Annotated in this window: 16 protein-coding genes and 1 riboswitch; of the genes, 5 read left to right on the forward strand and 11 right to left on the reverse strand. The window is 63.2% G+C overall.

All coding sequences use genetic code 11. The features are described 5' to 3' along the window. Positions 1-1,170, forward strand: coding sequence for a hypothetical protein (locus EEB12_RS10085; RefSeq protein ID WP_133727629.1), 1,170 nt, complete (start codon positions 1-3; stop codon positions 1,168-1,170). A 4-nt stretch (positions 1,171-1,174) separates the two neighbouring features. Next, positions 1,175-2,620 (forward strand): aldehyde dehydrogenase, encoded by a 1,446-nt coding sequence (locus EEB12_RS10090; protein WP_141487717.1) that lies wholly within the window; start codon positions 1,175-1,177, stop codon positions 2,618-2,620. A gap of 1,144 nt (positions 2,621-3,764) precedes the next feature. Here the strand turns inward: EEB12_RS10090 and EEB12_RS10095 are convergent. From EEB12_RS10095 to EEB12_RS10115, 5 genes are all read right to left on the reverse strand, one after another. After that, positions 3,765-4,466, reverse strand: a complete 702-nt coding sequence (locus EEB12_RS10095) for a (2Fe-2S) ferredoxin domain-containing protein (RefSeq protein ID WP_070387174.1) — start codon at positions 4,464-4,466, stop codon at positions 3,765-3,767. Further along, positions 4,463-5,524, reverse strand: coding sequence for an ABC transporter substrate-binding protein (locus tag EEB12_RS10100; RefSeq protein ID WP_141487718.1), 1,062 nt, complete (start codon positions 5,522-5,524; stop codon positions 4,463-4,465). The genes EEB12_RS10095 and EEB12_RS10100 overlap by 4 nt, the downstream gene beginning before the upstream one ends. After that, a complete protein-coding gene (locus EEB12_RS10105) occupies positions 5,521-6,339 on the reverse strand; it encodes an ABC transporter ATP-binding protein (protein ID WP_141487719.1) in 819 nt (272 codons plus the stop codon). The genes EEB12_RS10100 and EEB12_RS10105 overlap by 4 nt, the downstream gene beginning before the upstream one ends. Continuing rightward, positions 6,336-7,343, reverse strand: a complete 1,008-nt coding sequence (locus EEB12_RS10110; protein WP_003945625.1) for a FecCD family ABC transporter permease — start codon at positions 7,341-7,343, stop codon at positions 6,336-6,338. The genes EEB12_RS10105 and EEB12_RS10110 overlap by 4 nt, the downstream gene beginning before the upstream one ends. 115 nt (positions 7,344-7,458) lie before the next feature. Next, positions 7,459-7,596: riboswitch (cobalamin riboswitch) on the reverse strand. A 16-nt stretch (positions 7,597-7,612) separates the two neighbouring features. Further along, on the reverse strand, positions 7,613-8,125 hold the full coding sequence (locus tag EEB12_RS10115; protein ID WP_410055700.1) for a TetR/AcrR family transcriptional regulator: 513 nt from the start codon (positions 8,123-8,125) through the stop codon (positions 7,613-7,615). Positions 8,126-8,273: 148 nt separating this feature from the next. Here EEB12_RS10115 and EEB12_RS10120 point away from each other — a divergent pair, with 148 nt between their 5' ends. Genes EEB12_RS10120 through EEB12_RS10130 form a run of 3 tightly spaced genes read left to right on the forward strand, consistent with a single transcriptional unit; the run spans position 8,274 to position 10,513 of the window. After that, a complete protein-coding gene (locus tag EEB12_RS10120; protein WP_134998371.1) occupies positions 8,274-9,212 on the forward strand; it encodes an alpha/beta hydrolase in 939 nt (312 codons plus the stop codon). Positions 9,213-9,222: 10 nt separating this feature from the next. Beyond that, positions 9,223-10,182, forward strand: coding sequence for a cation diffusion facilitator family transporter (locus EEB12_RS10125; RefSeq protein ID WP_019747118.1), 960 nt, complete (start codon positions 9,223-9,225; stop codon positions 10,180-10,182). Between the two features lie 28 nt (positions 10,183-10,210). Further along, positions 10,211-10,513: a hypothetical protein gene (locus EEB12_RS10130; protein WP_020906413.1), complete on the forward strand. Its 303-nt coding sequence runs from the start codon at positions 10,211-10,213 to the stop codon at positions 10,511-10,513. A 58-nt stretch (positions 10,514-10,571) separates the two neighbouring features. On the opposite strand, the gene epsC is transcribed toward EEB12_RS10130, so the two are convergent. The 6 genes from epsC to EEB12_RS10160 form a co-directional block, all read right to left on the reverse strand. Then, positions 10,572-11,150, reverse strand: a complete 579-nt coding sequence (epsC, locus tag EEB12_RS10135) for a serine O-acetyltransferase EpsC (protein ID WP_019747116.1) — start codon at positions 11,148-11,150, stop codon at positions 10,572-10,574. A gap of 5 nt (positions 11,151-11,155) precedes the next feature. Continuing rightward, complete coding sequence (gene cysK / locus EEB12_RS10140; RefSeq protein ID WP_019747115.1) at positions 11,156-12,091, reverse strand: cysteine synthase A; 936 nt, start codon at positions 12,089-12,091, stop codon at positions 11,156-11,158. 181 nt (positions 12,092-12,272) lie between these two features. After that, on the reverse strand, positions 12,273-14,102 hold the full coding sequence (locus EEB12_RS10145) for a phosphoenolpyruvate carboxykinase (GTP) (protein WP_020906412.1): 1,830 nt from the start codon (positions 14,100-14,102) through the stop codon (positions 12,273-12,275). A gap of 277 nt (positions 14,103-14,379) precedes the next feature. After that, complete coding sequence (locus EEB12_RS10150; protein ID WP_021333139.1) at positions 14,380-14,718, reverse strand: DUF6802 family protein; 339 nt, start codon at positions 14,716-14,718, stop codon at positions 14,380-14,382. A gap of 133 nt (positions 14,719-14,851) precedes the next feature. Continuing rightward, positions 14,852-16,192, reverse strand: coding sequence for a hypothetical protein (locus EEB12_RS10155; RefSeq protein WP_258537473.1), 1,341 nt, complete (start codon positions 16,190-16,192; stop codon positions 14,852-14,854). Further along, positions 16,185-17,081, reverse strand: coding sequence for a GTPase domain-containing protein (locus EEB12_RS10160; RefSeq protein WP_019747111.1), 897 nt, complete (start codon positions 17,079-17,081; stop codon positions 16,185-16,187). The genes EEB12_RS10155 and EEB12_RS10160 overlap by 8 nt, the downstream gene beginning before the upstream one ends. Positions 17,082-17,105: the final 24 nt, after the last annotated feature.

Raw genomic sequence — 17,105 nt, forward strand, 5'->3', positions numbered from 1 at the left:
ATGCTCTCACCGATGGACGACTATCCCGTTCACCAGATCGCCGAACCGATCCGTCACGTAGCCACCTCGGATCGAAACTTCTACGACCGCTACTACTTCAATTGCTACCCCACCGAATCCCCCGACGTGTTCCTCATCGTCGGACTCGGCCAGTACCCCAACCTCGGCGTCATGGACGCATTCGCTGTCCTTCGCCGCGGTGACGACCACATCGTTGCTCGCATGTCGAAGGCGCTGGGTGCCGACCGTACCGACACCACCGTCGGACCTTTGCGCGTCGAAGTGCTCGAGGGACTGCAGAAGCTCCGCGTCGTACTCGAACCGGGCAGCGAATACGATCTCTCCTTCGACATCACCTTCGATGCCACCATCCCCGCGGCGCTCGAGCCCAAGCACTTTCGCCGTCAACTCGAACGAGTCACGTTCGACACCTCACGCTTCCTGCAGACCGGCACGTGGACCGGATCGCTCACCGTCGACGGGGAGGACTTCGCGATCGACCCGAAGACGTGGCGAGGTAACCGCGACCGCTCGTGGGGTGTGCGTCCGGTCGGTGAAGCCGAACCGCAAGGCAGACGCGCCGTCGACGGAATCCAGAACTTCTTCTGGATCTACGCGGTCATGCAGTTCGACGAGTTCACGATCTCGGTGATCATGCAGGAAGACGAGCAGGGCAGGCGCATCGTCGAAGAAGCCATGCGAGTGTGGCCGGACGAAGCCAGGGACAACGAATGGCTCGGCCGACCCGAACACGAACTGACGTTCTGCCCCGACACCCGCGACGTCACCGGAGCGACCATCACCTTCCACCGGCCAGGCGGTGAAGTCCTCACCGTCGCCTGCGAACTGCTGCTGGCCAACTACATCGGAATCGGCACCGGCTACGGGCTCGAACAGGACTGGCGTCACGGAATGTGGCAGGGCGAACTCGTCGTACAAGGGCTCCGCCACAAGGTCCACGAGATCGAACCGTTCCAACGCATGTTCTCCCCCGTCGACAACCTCGCGTCCTTCACGCTCACCGAAGGCACGAACACCAACACCGGCACCGGTCTTTTCGAGGTAGCCGCCATCGGACCGCACGAGAAATACGGATTCACCAGTTTCACCGACACCGCACAGGCAGACGACGCGTATGCCCTCGCGGCGACCGACAACACCGAGGAATGAATTGATGACTGACTACGACAAGCTCTACATCGGTGGAGCATGGGTGGCCCCGGCCACCGACCAGGTACTCGAAGTGTTCTCTCCCGCAACGGAGGAGCGCGTCGGCAGCTGTCCCATCGCAGCACCGGCAGACATCGACGCGGCTGTGTCCGCAGCCCGCGCGGCGTTCGAGGGACTGTGGTCACGCACCACCCCCGCCGAGCGCGGCGCGATCCTCGCCAAGGCCGCCAAGCTGATCGAAGAGCGCAGCGCGGAAATCAACCAGCTCATCTCCAACGAGATGGGCCAGCCGCCCGCCATGGTCGGCATGATGCAGCAGACCCCATCGATGGCGACGCTGGGCTACTACGCCGAGCTGGCCGACAAGTTCGCGTGGGAAGAGAAGCGCACCGGTGCGTTCGGGCAGACCAAGGTGACCCGTGAGCCCGTCGGCGTCGTCGCCGCCGTGCTGGCCTGGAACGTCCCGCTGTTCCTGGCGATCAACAAGCTGGCCCCCGCGCTGCTCGCCGGCTGCACCGTACTGCTCAAGCCCGCACCCGAATCCCCTCTCTCCGTCCACGTGATCGCCGAGATCTTCACCGAGGCAGGCGTTCCCGAAGGCGTCATCTCCGTGCTCCCCGGCGGAGCCGAGACCGGCGAATACCTGGTCTCTCATGCGGGCATCGACAAGATCACGTTCACCGGATCCAGTGCCGTCGGCCGCAAGATCGGTGCCATCGCCGCGCAGAACCTCAAGCGCTGCTCCCTCGAACTGGGTGGCAAGTCCGCCGCGATCATCCTCGAGGACGCCGACATCGCCGCCGGAATGCCGATGCTCGTCATGTCCGGCCTGATGAACACCGGCCAGGCCTGTGTCGCTCAGACCCGAATCCTCGCTCCCCGTTCGCGTTACGACGAGGTCATCGAGGGAATGAAGACCGCGGCAGGCTTCATGACCGTCGGCGATCCGTCCGATCCCGCAGCACAACTCGGCCCGCTGATCTCCGAGAAGCAGCGCGAGCGCGTCGAGGGCTATATCGCCAAGGGCAAGGAAGAAGGCGCGCGCGTCGTACTCGGTGGTGGACGTCCCGCCGGCCTGGACAAGGGCTGGTACGTCGAGCCGACGATCTTCGCCGACGTGGACAACTCGATGACCATCGCACGCGAGGAGATCTTCGGACCCGTCCTCTCGGTGATCCCGTACGACTCCGAGGACGAGGCCATCAAGATCGCCAACGATTCGGATTACGGCCTCGCCGGATCGGTGTGGACCACCGACATCGATCACGGACTCGAAGTTGCCGCGCAGATCCGCACTGGTACCTACGCGATCAACTGGTACGCCTTCGATCCCGGATCACCGTTCGGTGGTTACAAGAACTCCGGTATCGGGCGCGAGAACGGACCTGAGGGCCTCGAAGCCTTCTGCGAGACCAAGTCCGTACTCATGCCGCCCGGCTACGTGGGCTGACCCACCCGGGAGTTGGCACCCTTTGCTGACAGTTGGCACCCGTTCCGACCTGCCGGAACGGGTGCCAGCCCCATGAAATGGGTGCCAACTCCCAGCGAATCCACAGATCCACCCGGTACCGTCGAAAACGAATCAGTCATCTCACAAAGGACATTCATATGCTCACCAACGCCATCAACGCTTTCCTCGCACTCTGGGGCAGCGCCTCCGTCGGCAGCAGTGGATACCAGATCCCGCCGGGAACCCTTCCCTTCGGTTCCTGAGACATGAATGTTTGAAGCCCGCCGATTGGTCAATCGGCGGGCTTCAAACGTAATCGAGGCACCATTCAGGCCAGTCCACGCTCCCGACGAAGCGCATCCTCCATCTGCTCATACTCGCGACGCGCAGAATCCCGTTCCAGGATATGACTGCCGTGCGTGCAAAGCTCGGGCGCTCGAACTGCAGGGATGAATATGGAAACGGGCCACGTGAGACCAACTGCTAGAAATCCGAACATTCCTGTAAATATCGCCTCTGTCGAGAAAAAGGAGCGATACACTCCGTGTTTCCTTCTCCAGTAAGACGTCCCTATTGCCCGACCGATTACAGCATAGGAGATGAATGCAATGAATCCGACTACTACCATGTCCATTGAATATCCTCTCGACCGATTGATAACGAATATTTTTCGCCGGATTCAGGCACTCGGCAGCCAACTCTCATAGCGTTGACATCGACGTTCACCGAACCTACTGCGCTAGCCTGAGCAGCATTGACTCATCGGTGCTGCGCGCATGGGCTACCGCCTTGCCCGTGGCACCTCGTGCAATTTCCAAAGGTTCCCCACACCTTCCCCTCCCCGTTGCAGACCGAACATTTGCCGTGCTGGCAATCCCGGCACCTATTGTCGTATCCCATGGTTCACTCCTCGAATTCGCATTGGTCTGAATATTTCTACCCAATCTCGATACTCATGGCAGTCGTCTGATTGACGGACAATCGCCACAGGGTCCTGGTTGCATTCAAGAGAAATCAATTCAGGCTGACCGGGTCCGCAAGAAATATTCGACCAATTGAATCGAATTGACCGTCTCACTGATGGACAGAACCCGCTGAGCGCACTTCGCGCCCAGCGGGTTCTTTGCTTTCACCGACCCGGTATCTACCGGTCCAGAACGTTATCCGCCAATCGATCCTCGCGACCGGACACCAAGGCCTCGGCATCACCGGCGTCCACATGACCGAACCAGGTGCCACCGGGGTTCGCGATCACCAACGGGCCCAGGTTGCACGGGCTCAGACAACCGGTTCCCGTCACCTTTGCCGAAGTGCCTTTGGCCGCCGCACTCATGGCCCGGTGGAGAGGCCCTGCTCCGTACGCCATGCAGCGGGGCCCCTTGCACACCAACAGATGTGTATCGTGCTGCTCGATCACCGACCAAGCCGGACTGCGATACGACGCCGGACTGGCAGTGATCGGCTTTCCGGCCGCGCCGAGTTCATCGATCACCTGCGCGGCCACAGCACCTTCGAGCGTTTCCGATTCGTGGAGCGAGACTTCCAGTTCGGCACCGATCCGGGTTTCGCGCCAGTTCGCAACAGCCTTGCTGGTCCACGTGAGCAGGTACCGATCCCTCGGCACCGCAACTGGAATCAACACGACCTTGCCCACGTCATCGGTATGCGCTCGATCGAGTTCCTCGTGAAGGCTCGGCGACGCGACATCGAGGTACGCAACACGAACGTCGGCGTCGGTGCCGGCCCGAACAGCGTCGAACATCCGTCGCGCGGCCGACTCGTCGAGGCCGCTGACGGTCGGTCGCAGTACGACGATCACCCGATGCGAACCACTGTCGACACTCATGCCGACGGCGCGGTTGTCCAGTCGATCCCGCTCGACGGAGCAAGTCCGAACTCTTCGATCTTCGCGCGCAGCTCTTCCGCGCCGTAGACGTTGGGGAATCCGCTGGTGAACATCGCGAGCGGGAGTACGACGAAGCGGTTCTGCTTGACGGCGTCGAGATCGCGTAGGCCTTCTCGGCTCTTGATCGCGTCGATCTTGCCCTGTACTTCGTCAGCGCTCTTCTTGTAGTCCATGATCACGATGACATCGGGTTCTGACTTCGCGACGGTCTCCCAGCTCGCTTTGAACCAGGTGTTGTCGACGTCGGCGAACACGTTGGTTCCCCCGGCGACGTCGATGATTCCGTTGGGGGCTCCGTTGCCTCCGCTGGTGTACAGATCTTCTTCACCGCTGTCGTAGATCAAAACCTTCGGCTTGTCGGCGGCATCTGGCGCGGACTCCAGACGTGCCAAACGTGAATCCAATTCGGTCAATGCCTCGGCGGCAGTGTCCTCGGTTCCGAACAGCTTTCCGTAATTGGTCACGTCCGCACGAAGGGCATCCCACGGACCCATCGTGCCGAGCGCGGAATCCGCTGCGGCACTCTGCCTACAACTATCGGAGATCACATATGCATCGATGTTGTTGCTCTGCAGCGATTCCGGCGTCACACCGGAGGCTCCCTTGAACAAGCCACTGTAGGAGCCGACCACCAGGTCCGCCTGCTTACCCAGAATCGTCTCCATCGTGATCGTTCCGTCCAGGTGTGGGACGTCCGCAATTCCAGGGCCGAACATCGACTCCATGATCGCGTCGTTGTTCGTGTTCAACACGACGGCCGCGAGACGATCCAAACCGCCGACTCGGAGAATGGTGCCGATATTGGCCGCATTGCTTGTCGCAACGACGTTCCCGATCGGAAGCTGGAAAGTGCTTTCGGTCCCGCAGTTCTCCACTGTCACCGAAGTCTTGTCTGCAGCTTCGTCCACCGGTGCAGTTGCCGAGCAGCCGGCAACTGTCAACAACGCTGTCGCGGCTACAACCGCACCGAACGACGCTCGAGTCTTGACATGTATCAAAGTGCACTCTCCGAAAATGATTGTTGTAGTTGAGAATTTCGTGATTCGAATACGAGGTGTGAACGGCCTGTCGCGGGGTTCACGAGCTCGAAAGTCTCGACGCCGAAGACAGTTGCCACCACCGAGGTGGTGAGTACGTCGGATGGATGTCCGAACGCCCTGGCAACTCCATCCGCGAGCACGAGCACCCGATCGCACACTGCCGCAGCCAAATCGAGGTCGTGCAGTGCCATGATCACCGTCCGGTCCAACGACCGGACCAGATCGAGCAGTTCGAGTTGATGCCGGATGTCGAGATGATTGGTCGGCTCGTCGAGGATGAGCACGCCGGCGTCCTGCGCGAGACCTCGGGCGAGAAATACCCGCCGACGCTCGCCGCCGGAAAGCGTGTCCATCGAAGAGAATCGGTGCTCGATCATTCCGACCTCGCCCAGAGCACGATCAACGACGGCATTCTCGTGCTTTCCGCCGACACTCCAGGGCTTTGTATGTGGCGTGCGCCCCAGAGTCACGTACTCGTGAACCAACAAATCGGCGGGACTCTGCTCTTCCTGCGCCACAAAAGAAATGGCTTTGGCCCGCGAACGCGCGGACATCGCGTGCACGGACTCGCCGCCGACGCGTACGTCACCGTCCACGATCGGTCCGAGACCGGCAAGCGCACGCAACAAAGTCGACTTGCCCGATCCGTTCGGACCGACGACGCCGACTACTGCACCGGCGTCCGCCGCGATGTCGACGCCCTTGACGACGGTTCGGCGGTCGATGCGGACAACGACTCCGGACGCGGTCACCGCCAGGGCGCGGGCGCTCACGAACTGCCACCGAATCGGTAGCGCCGACGGCCGAGAAGCAGGAGAAACAGCGGGGCACCGATCACCCCGGTCACCACGCTCAGCGGGATCTCGGTCGGCCGCAACGAGGTCCGCGCCACGACGTCGACCCACACCAGGAACGACGCGCCGATCAGCGCTGCCGCCGGCAACACCACTCGATGTCTGGCTCCGACGAGCATGCGTGTGACGTGCGGTATGACCAAGCCTACGAAGGCAATCGCGCCGGACACTGCAACCATCGTGCCGACCAACGCTGCCAGCACGCCGAACAGCACGTTTCGCAGGGTTCGGATGGGAATACCGAGCGAAGCCGCGACGTCCGGTCCGGCCGCCAGCGCATCCAGCCAACCGTGCAGGGCGAACACCGCTGCCGTCAGCAGGAACACAACGATGACCGGCGCCCACAACTTGTCCCAGGATGCCCCGGCCAAACTTCCCAGGAGCCAGAACAATACGGACTGCGCGGCCTGGGAATCATTGGTACGCAGCACCAGAAAACTCGCGATCGCCGACAGGGCGGATGCGGTAACGGTGCCGGTCAGAACCAATCGCAGTGGAGTGATACCGCCTTGCAGCGTCGCGATGGTGAAGACGAGAATCGCAGCTCCCAACGCCCCGATCATCGCGCCGAAACTGAGCGCCCACACTCCCGCGCCGGCGAACAGTCCGGTGGTGATGACGGCGGTGGCACCGACACTCGCGCCGGACGACACTCCCAGCAGGTGGGGATCGGCAAGAGCGTTACGGACGAGGGTTTGCACCACCGCGCCGGCGACGGCAAGACCAGCGCCGACGGCCAGACCGAGCAGTACCCGCGGTGCTCTGATCCCCCACACGATCGCAAGTTCGGAACGCGTGACGGGTGGGCCTCCGAAGCGCGAGTGCACCACGTCCACCACAGTGGACACGGGGAGCATCTCGGATCCGAATGCCAACGCGCACACAGCAGAGAGCACGGTGACGACCAGCAGAGCGGGCAGCACGATACCCGGACTGAGCCGTCCGCGAGGCGCACCAGCCTTCGGCGAAGGCAGGTGGGTAGGTGGAGACAGAGCTCCGCCAACAGCATTCATGGTGTGACCGATCCATCCTCGTGGCATGACACAACGTCAACGAGGGTGGTATCTGGCTACGGTCGACGCATGGACGACCTCACAGTGGCGGGACCGCGCCGGAATTGCACCGACTTCCCATTACCTCGATGATGACGTCAGAACCATAACGGACTGTGGTCACCATTCTGCACACCGGATCAGGATTCCGACGCGATCATCGATCTCGCCTGCCGCACGACGGCTTCCGTTCGCACTCGAAGTTCTTCGGGTGAATCCGATTCCAGCACAACCCGATGCACCTGGCTGTCCACGGCAGTCACAGTCAGCCGCGACGTTAACAACGCATCGTCCGCACTGAAACCGCGGCTCTGCAAGTACTCCGAAAAACCCAGTACCAGTTGCCGATTCATTCCTTCGACCTGCGCGATGAGCTCACGCGTACGCGGAACCTGATCGTAGAGCAGGTGAAAGAACTCTCGCGGCTTACTGTTCACTTCGACCGCGCACTCCACCAACATCCGGACGGCCTCGTCCGGGGCGAGTTCACGCTCGACGATGTCGGCAAGGCAGAGCGCAAAACTCTCCCGCGCAGCACTCACGTGACGGTTCGCCAACTCCGCAAGGATCTCGTACTTGTCGCCGAAATACTGGTAGAGCGAGCCCACCGACACCCCTGCTTCGTCAGCGATCCGGTTGGTGGTCGCTGCCATGCCCTCCGACGCGAAAACGCGAGTAGCTGCCTCCAGGATCGCGTCGTAGGTAGCCCTCGAGCGCTGCTGGGAGGGCCTTTTCCGCCGAGTCGACACGGTCCTCCGATGCGAGTTGTCAGCCGCGACGCCGATACCGAGAATTGTGTAGGTGACCAGCGCCGATTACTCGAAGTTTATGCCCGACCGGTACACCGACCACATGCCGGCGCCGACCCCGACGTGGTGGGAGTGGAACGGCAACACCGTCCACGTCGCACGGGCAGTGGTTCCAGACGCGCCGGTTCGTGTTCTCGGCATCCACGGCGCCGGCGGCTACTCGGGCGCATTGTGGCCGTTCGCCGGGATCGGCGTGAAACTCGGAGCCGAAGTCCTCTTCCCCGATCTTCCGCTGTACGGCGACACCGTCGTAGCCGATCCCGCCGGCGTCCGGTACGAGCAGTGGGTCGCTCTCCTCTGCGATCTCGTCCGGGACGAGAAGGCAGCCGACGATCGGCCGCTGGTGTTGTTGGGCGCCAGCATCGGCGGTCTGCTGGCCTACGAGGTAGCCGCGCGGACCGGTCTGGCCGACGCCGTCGTCGCCACCTGTCTGCTCGATCCCTCGAATCCGTCGGCCAGAGCTGCCGCGGCGCGCTTCGGCCCGATGGGTGTCTACGGCGCTCCCCTGATGCGCCGCACCGAACGACTGGTGGGCCGTATCCGCGTGCCCATCCGTTGGGTCGCCGACGTCGCGAACATGAGCAGCAACCGTGAACTCGCGACGCTGTGCGCAACCGATCCGCGCGGTGGCGGTGTTCGGGTGCCACTCGGATTCCTCAGCAGCTACTTCTCGTTCGAGCACACCGCACCCGAAGCATTTCGGACGACGCCCGTCTTGCTCACCCACCCGGCCGACGACCGATGGACGCCACCCGAACTGAGCTTGCAGTTCCTCCGCCGCATCAACGCACCCACCGAATTCGTGATGCTGGACGGGTGCGGGCACTTTCCCGTCGAAGAGCCGGGCCTGACGCAGTTCCACGACGCCGTCGACACACTGCTGCGCTCCGTCGCCGAGCGTCACCGCACGAAACCGTCGCCACCCGCCTAGCCTGAAGTTCGTGAGCATCGAACCCAAGGCCGAGCCGACGGGAAACGGCGACGAGAGCACCACGACAGTCGTACTGGCGTTTGCGGCTAACGCGCTGATCGCCGGGGCCAAGACGGCGGCCGCCATCGTCACCGGATCTGCATCGATGGTCGCCGAGGCCACCCACTCCTGGGCCGATACCGGCAACGAAGTGCTGCTGCTGATCGCGAACCGCCGCTCGAAAAGGGTTCCCGACCGAGACCAGCCACTCGGGTACGGCCGGGAGGCCTACATCTGGTCGATGTTCGCCGCCCTCGGACTCTTCGCGCTCGGCGCAGGTGTGTCGATCACCCACGGCATCCAGGAACTGTTCCATTCCGAACCGGCCACCGACTTCGGTGTCGCCTACGCAGTCCTCGGCGTCTCGTTCATCCTCGAAGGCATCTCGTTCCGGCAGGCGTACAAGCAACTCCGAACCGAAGCATCCGCCGTGAACCGCGACGTCATGGCCCAGGCGCTCAACACGTCCGACCCGACGACCCGGGCCGTGTTCGCCGAAGATGCTGCGGCACTGATCGGTTTGGTCATCGCATTCGTCGGCGTCCTACTGCACCAGATCACCGGTTCACCGATCCCCGACGCCCTCGGCTCCATCTTCGTCGGCATACTTCTCGGAGTCATCGCGATCATCCTGATCGATCGCAACCGCCGATTCCTGGTCGGCGAAGAGGCCTCACCGACGCTGCGGGCAGCAGCCGTCGAAGCTCTCACCCAACTGCCCGAGATCAACCGAATCACGTTCCTGCGCATGGAATACCTCGGTCCGCGGCAGGTGTACCTGGTGGCCAGCGTCGACCTGGTCGGCGACTACGCGGAATCCCGAGTGGCCCACACGTTGCGCGAACTCGAACGCTCACTCGAGCAGAGTCCACGCGTCGTGCGGGCGATCCTGACCCTCTCGACGCCCGAAGAACCGTCGATCGCAGTCTGAACTTCCGGCCGGGCGATAGGCTCGTTCGATGCGCGCACTGATCGTGATTCTGGCGGTTCTGGGATTTGTCGTCGGGGGAATTCCCCTGGTGGGCAGTCTGATCGACGTGATGACCAGTCAAGACAAGACCATCGTCTATCAGGGTTCCTACGTACCATTTCGGGACATGCAGATGGCTCGGGACACCGAATCGACGATAGCCACCGCCTACGAACCCTTAGACGGACCGCGCTGGCTCGTCCTGGCCTGCTATCCCCTGATCGGGGCGGCACTGGGCGCAGCGACGGCCGTCGTACTGGGACGTCGCGGGTGGCACCTGACGCGAGCCTGAACAGACGCCGATGGCCACCCGCCGTCTACACGAGGGTGGCCATCGAAGAAGGAATGCTTCAGATGTACATCGCAGGATCGATGTAACTGTTCGGGTCCACCAGCTTTTCCTTGGTGGTCCGTGGCCGCGCCACCGCCGGGATACCCGTCGCGATGGATTCGGCCGGAACATCTCTGGTGACAACGGCATTGGCGCCGATAGCGCTACCTTCACCGATGACGACAGGTCCGAGGATCTTGGCACCAGCGCCGACGGTGACCCGGTCTCCCAGCGTCGGGTGACGCTTGACCTGCTCGAGCGAGCGACCACCCAGGGTGACGCCGTGATAGAGCATCACGTCGTTACCGACCTCGGCCGTCTCCCCGATCACGACGCCCATGCCGTGGTCGATGAAGAACCGTCGACCGATGGTGGCACCGGGGTGAATCTCGATGCCGGTAACGAAGCGTGTCAGCTGCGAGAGCACTCGCGCCGGGCCGCGTAGCGCAGGGACGACCCACATGCGATGCGCAACCCGATGCGCCCAAATGGCATGCAGCCCTGAATAAACGAGCGCGTTCTCCACATTGCTGCGCGCGGCAGGATCCTGACCGCGCGCAGCCTGCAGGTCCTCGCGAATTGTCCCGAGGATACTCACAAGTCTCAGTCCCGGATGTGTTCGAACAGCGGGGTGGAGATGTAACGCTCGCCGAAGTCACACACGACAGCCACGATCAGCTTGCCGGCGTTTTCCGGACGCTTCGCCAACTCGAGTGCGGCCCAGACGATGGCACCGGACGAGATGCCGCCCAGGATGCCTTCCTGGGTTCCGAGTGCGCGAGCGACCTCGATGGAATCGGGGAACGAGACGTCGATGATCTCGTCGTAGATCTCGCGATCGAGGACGTCGGGCACGAAGTTCGCGCCGATTCCCTGGATCTTGTGGGGACCGGGCTGGCCACCGTTGAGGATCGGCGAGTCGATGGGCTCGACGCCCACGATCTTGACCTCGGGCTTGTACTTGCGAAGGGTGCGTCCGACGCCGGTGATGGTGCCGCCGGTGCCGATGCCGGACACGAAGATGTCGACGGCGCCGTCGGTGTCGGCCCAGACCTCTTCGCCCGTCGTTGCCTCGTGGATGGCCGGGTTGGCCGGGTTGGCGAACTGGCTGGCCGAGACAGCATTCTCGGTCTGCTCGACGATTTCCTTGGCCTTGGCGACTGCACCGGCCATGCCCTCGGAGCCCGGGGTAAGGACGATCTCGGCGCCGTAAGCACGCAGCATCACGCGACGCTCGGTGGACATGGTCTCCGGCATGGTCAGGATGACCTTGTAGCCGCGAGCAGCACCGACCATGGCGAGTGCGATACCGGTGTTACCACTGGTGCCCTCGACGATGGTGCCACCGGGCTTGAGTGCACCGGACTTCTCGGCGGCGTCGATGATTGCCACGCCGATCCGGTCCTTGACGCTGTTGGCCGGGTTGTAGAACTCGAGCTTGACGGCGACCTGTGCGTCCAGGCCCTCGGTCAGACGGTTGAGCCGCACGATCGGGGTGCGCCCGACCAATTCGGTCACGTTGTTGTAGATCCCGCTCATATCTGGTCCTCCTGAGGATCGAGTGTGTCGACCCGCTCGCTGATCACTGCTTTACGGCTGAACTGCATAACGGCTGAACTGCTTAACGGCTACAGGCAAGGGCATACAGACGACCGATGCCGCATCGGTTCATCAAATTGAACCAATGCGGCATCAGGCCACTACATACGGGGGCGGTTTATCAGGCCAACCGCTGCTTCAGGGCTTCGAACTCGTCACGAATGCCGGTCGGCAGCTTCTCGCCGACGAAGTCGAACCACTCTTCGATGAGCGGGATCTCGGCCTTCCACTCGTCGATGTTGACCGCGAGGGCCTCGGTGATGTCGGCGTCCGACACGTCCAGGCCGTCGATGTCGAGTGCCGATCCGGTGGGAACGACGCCGATCGGGGTGTCGATGCCGGCAGCCTTGTGCTCGATGCGCTCGACGATCCACTTCAGGACGCGAGAGTTCTCGCCGAAGCCTGGCCACAGGAAGCGTCCGTCGTCGCCACGGCGGAACCAGTTGACGTAGAAGACCTTGGGGAGCTTGGACGCGTCCGCGGACTTGCCGAGGTCGATCCAGTGCTGGAAGTAGTCACCGACGTTGTAGCCGAGGAACGGCAGCATTGCCATCGGATCGCGGCGAACCGTACCGACCTGGCCTTCGGCTGCTGCGGTCTGCTCGGAGCCGACCGTTGCACCCATGAAGACGCCGTGCTGCCAGTCGCGAGCCTCGGTGACCAGCGGAACCGTCGTCTTGCGGCGTCCACCGAACAGGATTGCCGAGATCGGCACGCCCTTCGGGTCGTCCCACTCGGGAGCCATGATCGGGCACTGCGACATCGGGGTGCAGTAACGCGAGTTGGGATGAGCCGCATGGGTGCCCGACTCGGGCGTCCACTCGTTGCCCTTCCAGTCGATCAGGTGCTGCGGGTCGCCTTCGAGGCCTTCCCACCAGACGTCACCGTCGTCGGTCAGAGCGACGTTGGTGAAGACCGTGTTGCCCTGGTCGATGGTGCGCATGGCGTTGGGGTTCGACGACCAGTTGGTGCCGGGAGCCACGCCGAAGAAACCGAATTCCGGGTTGACGGCGTAGAGCTGTCCGTCCTCACCGAAACGCATCCAGGCGATGTCGTCACCGAGGGTCTCGGCGCGCCATCCGGGGATGGTCGGCTGGATCATCGCGAGGTTGGTCTTGCCACAAGCGGAGGGGAATGCCGCCGCGATGTAGTAGGCCTTGTCCTCGGGCGAGATGAGCTTGAGGATGAGCATGTGCTCGGCCAGCCAACCCTCGTCGTGCGCCATTGCCGAAGCGATACGCAGCGAGTAGCACTTCTTGCCCAGGAGAGCGTTTCCGCCGTAGCCGGAACCGAAGCTCCAGATCTCACGATCCTCGGGGAAGTGAGTGATGTACTTGGTGTCGTTGCACGGCCACGCGACATCTTCCTGGCCATCGGCCAGCGGAGCGCCGAGGGAGTGCAGCGCCTTGACGAAGAATCCGTCGGTGCCGAGCTTGTCGAGAACCTTGCTGCCCATGCGGGTCATGACGCGCATGGAGACGACGACGTACTCGGAATCGGTGAGCTCGACGCCCAGCTTCGGATCCTCGGCGTCGAGGGGGCCCATGCAGAACGGCACGACGTACATGGTGCGTCCACGCATGCAACCGCGGTACAGGTCACCCATGAGGGTGCGCATCTCCGCCGGGTCCATCCAGTTGTTGGTGGGACCTGCGTCGATTTCTTCCTTCGAGCAGATGTACGTACGCGATTCGACTCGCGCGACATCGGACGGATCGGAGTTGCCGAGGAAAGAGTTCGGCTTCTTCTCGTCGTTGAGGCGGGTGAAGGTTCCTGCCTCGACCAACTTCGTTGTCAGTCGGTCCCATTCTTCGTCCGAGCCGTCTGCGAAGACGACGCGATCAGGCTGGGTGAGTTCGGCAACCTCTTGCACCCATGCAAGCAGTTCCTTGTGCTGCGTGGGGGGCGTGCCGTCAGTTCCATTGAGACCGGGAATGGTCGCTGAGGTCATCAAACTCTCCTGGGGTGAGCCGGAACCGGGTTCTCGTGACACCGGATGCAAACTGCAGCGCCCCGATACCAGTCGATCCCGGTGTCCCCCTCTCGACGGGGTCCAGCCGCGTCATCCACTCACGTGGATTTCACGGACGCCGGGTGTCCTATGTATTGAGGTTAACGCTGGCTGTTCACCTGCAGGTAATCGGGTGCGGTCAGAAATGTCACAGAAACGATTCAGTTGGTGTGTTCAGGTGCCTACCCGGCGCTCAGAGCACATAAACGGAACCTTTTCAGAGCGCTCCGGCATCGATTTTCTGCCACACGAGGGCGCCTTCGTCGTCTCGACTGCATTCCCAGGCCGAGTAGTCGCCGTCCGACTCGATCATCGTGAGGCGATCGGCGCTACCGTCGCGATCGAAATCGGACACGATCACGACGTCGTCGTCGGAGTGGACGACACGGCTGTCGACCGTTCCGTCACCGTCCAAGTCGAAGGCGTCGAAGTTCAGGTCGCCGGCATCGACCGGTCCCGACGAGGGCCCGAAGGTCTCGGGCTCGATACGCCCAGGATCGAGCGCTTCGGCTTCGTGCCCGTCGATGTGTCCGGCCGTGATCAGAAATGCGTCCATTACTCCCCCTACTGGATGGTGACCTACTGCTTCGGCAACCCCTACCGAAACCGTCCGCTCAGTATTACCAGACCCCGACGATCAGTCGTGGCCGAAATTGCGGCGCTGTGGAGAACTCTGCACTCGCGGAATGTCAGTAGGCGGCGTTCAAAACGGCGAGGTCGCGCTCGCACGACGCCAGTTGCCCTGATCTGGCCGCGGCAAGCTCACGAAGTTCACCGTCGATCTCCACGATTCGGGCCTGCGCCGACGCCACCTGCTCGCGGCTCTCCGCCATGATCGCCGCTCCCAGATCCGCCTCGGCCTCGAGCAGAACGCTCTGGACTCGCTGCTCCCACTGTGCGCGAACCGTCGACATCGATTCGACGATCCACGACCTCGAGTAGGCACGATCCGCCGTCAGCCCGCGAGTTCGCGCCAACCACCACGCCGCGGCGCCACCCAGAACCAACGTCACGGGGATACTCGCGAACTCCAGGGCCGGAATCATCTCCAGCGGAGTCACCGCGATACGGCCGAGGCCGAGACCCGCGGACGCGCCGACAAGAATTGTCACCCGGTCCTCGTTTCCGCGCTGACGGCGCGGCGGGCCCTCCGGAATCCGTGGGGAAGGCATGTATCCGGTCGTGCCCGCCACTTCCACCGCTGCCGCCATCGCGGCATCGAACACCCGGGTGTGATGGTCGACCTCGTGCTGCAGTCGCGTCGGCAAGCTGCCCAATTCGGCTCGCGAGGCCGCATCGACCCAGGCACGTGCCCCGGCGACCGTCGCCCGGGTTGCCTCGGCGATTTGTTGTGACAGATCCCCGCGCGCTCGTTGCAGTCGGCTTCGCACCTGCACCAGGCGTTCGCCTCGCCGGCCGTCACGGTCTGCGAGCAACTGTGATCGCTCGGCCCGCAGTTCGGCACCAGAAACGCTGTCACGCAGATTCCGGATCTCTATCTCGATTATCCGGCGCGTCTGCGCGATGACACCGGAATCCGAACCGCCTGCTTCCCTCTCCCGTGCCGCCCGGCTCACGACGGCAACGAGCGACTGCTCTTGACCAGGCGCAATCGGGACCACCGGGGCCTGAGCAAAAGCGGTGCAGTGCGACGCGAGAATCTCGGCATCACGCCGGCGCACAGCCTGCCAGTCTCGGTAGACGTCGATGCGGGTCAGCGCGACCACCACCGGGATTCCGCTCTCTGCAGCGTCGTCGAGAAGAAGAAGATCCTCGCGTCCGATCACACTGGCGGCGTCGACGACCAGAAGTACGACGTCGGCGTCCACCTCGCGTGTCACTGTCGAACAGTCATCCGAAGCATCGAACATCCGGGCGACGTCTTCCCGTCCACACCTCGGTGGGCCGACAACGTAAATTCCAGTGCCACTGGATGTTTCGGCGGCGACCTGGCGACCCGGATCGGATGCCGGATTCCATCGCTGCACCACGCGCAGCACCGAATCCGGAAGTACCGAAACGCTATCCATCGGTCACCGCCGGAGCGGAGCGATCGCCCCCGAGCTGCGCCCACCGACGCACATACCCGCGGCGAATCAGTGAGACCCTTTGTTGCGGAGCCTGTTCCGACTCGTCCACGAGCTCGCCCCACCACCGGCTGCATGTGCCCGCGTCGTCGGCGGTACGAGGATCGGGAGGCTCGCCTTGACGCAGGGCTCGAATTTCGGGGCTCATCATCGCCGCCGCGGCGCCGAACAACACCGCGGAGTCCGAACTCAGATACAACTCGATCTCGTCCCTGCCCGCAGCGCTGTGCGAGGCAGATCGCCTCAGCGCCGGGCCGATCTGCTCGACCCGGCCCCACCACTGCGCCTCCAGAACAGGGCCGAGAGCCGCGAACAATTCTTCGACGCCGCGCCCGGTCAGCGTCTCCACCGGAACGGTGGGCACGCCGACGGTCTCCGAGATCTCCGCGGCCCGTCCCAGCGCCTCGTCCCAGCGCGGCCCGAACAAGTCAGCCTTGTTCGCAGCGACGACCACACGATCGGAAACTCGGGCAATGGCTCGGCCGTCGACGTCGCGGACCGCGTCGACCACCACGTAGACAACGCAACGACGACCCAGATCGGGGTTCGACGTTCCAGGGACGTCGAACGCGCGCGACTCGGTCACCACAACCGGTGCGCCGACGACTCTGCGCGAGAACCGGTCGTCGCGCCCCAGGATCCGCGCCAACGACGACCGCCCCACCCCGGCTCGCCCGGCGACCACCAATTCGAGCGGCGCGCTCAGCGATCCGAGCACCGAGTGAACCGCCTCTGCGGCTCCCGAATCGATCGACGTCAGCCGATATGCCAGAGCGCGCAAGTGGTCGATCGGCTCCGCGCAGGCGTCGTCGATCGATTCTGCGGGCAACATTCGTGACCAATTACTGCATGCAAA

It is taken from the genome of Rhodococcus sp. WS1, assembly GCF_003797745.1.
Taxonomy (GTDB): Bacteria; Actinomycetota; Actinomycetes; order Mycobacteriales; family Mycobacteriaceae; genus Rhodococcus_F; species Rhodococcus_F erythropolis.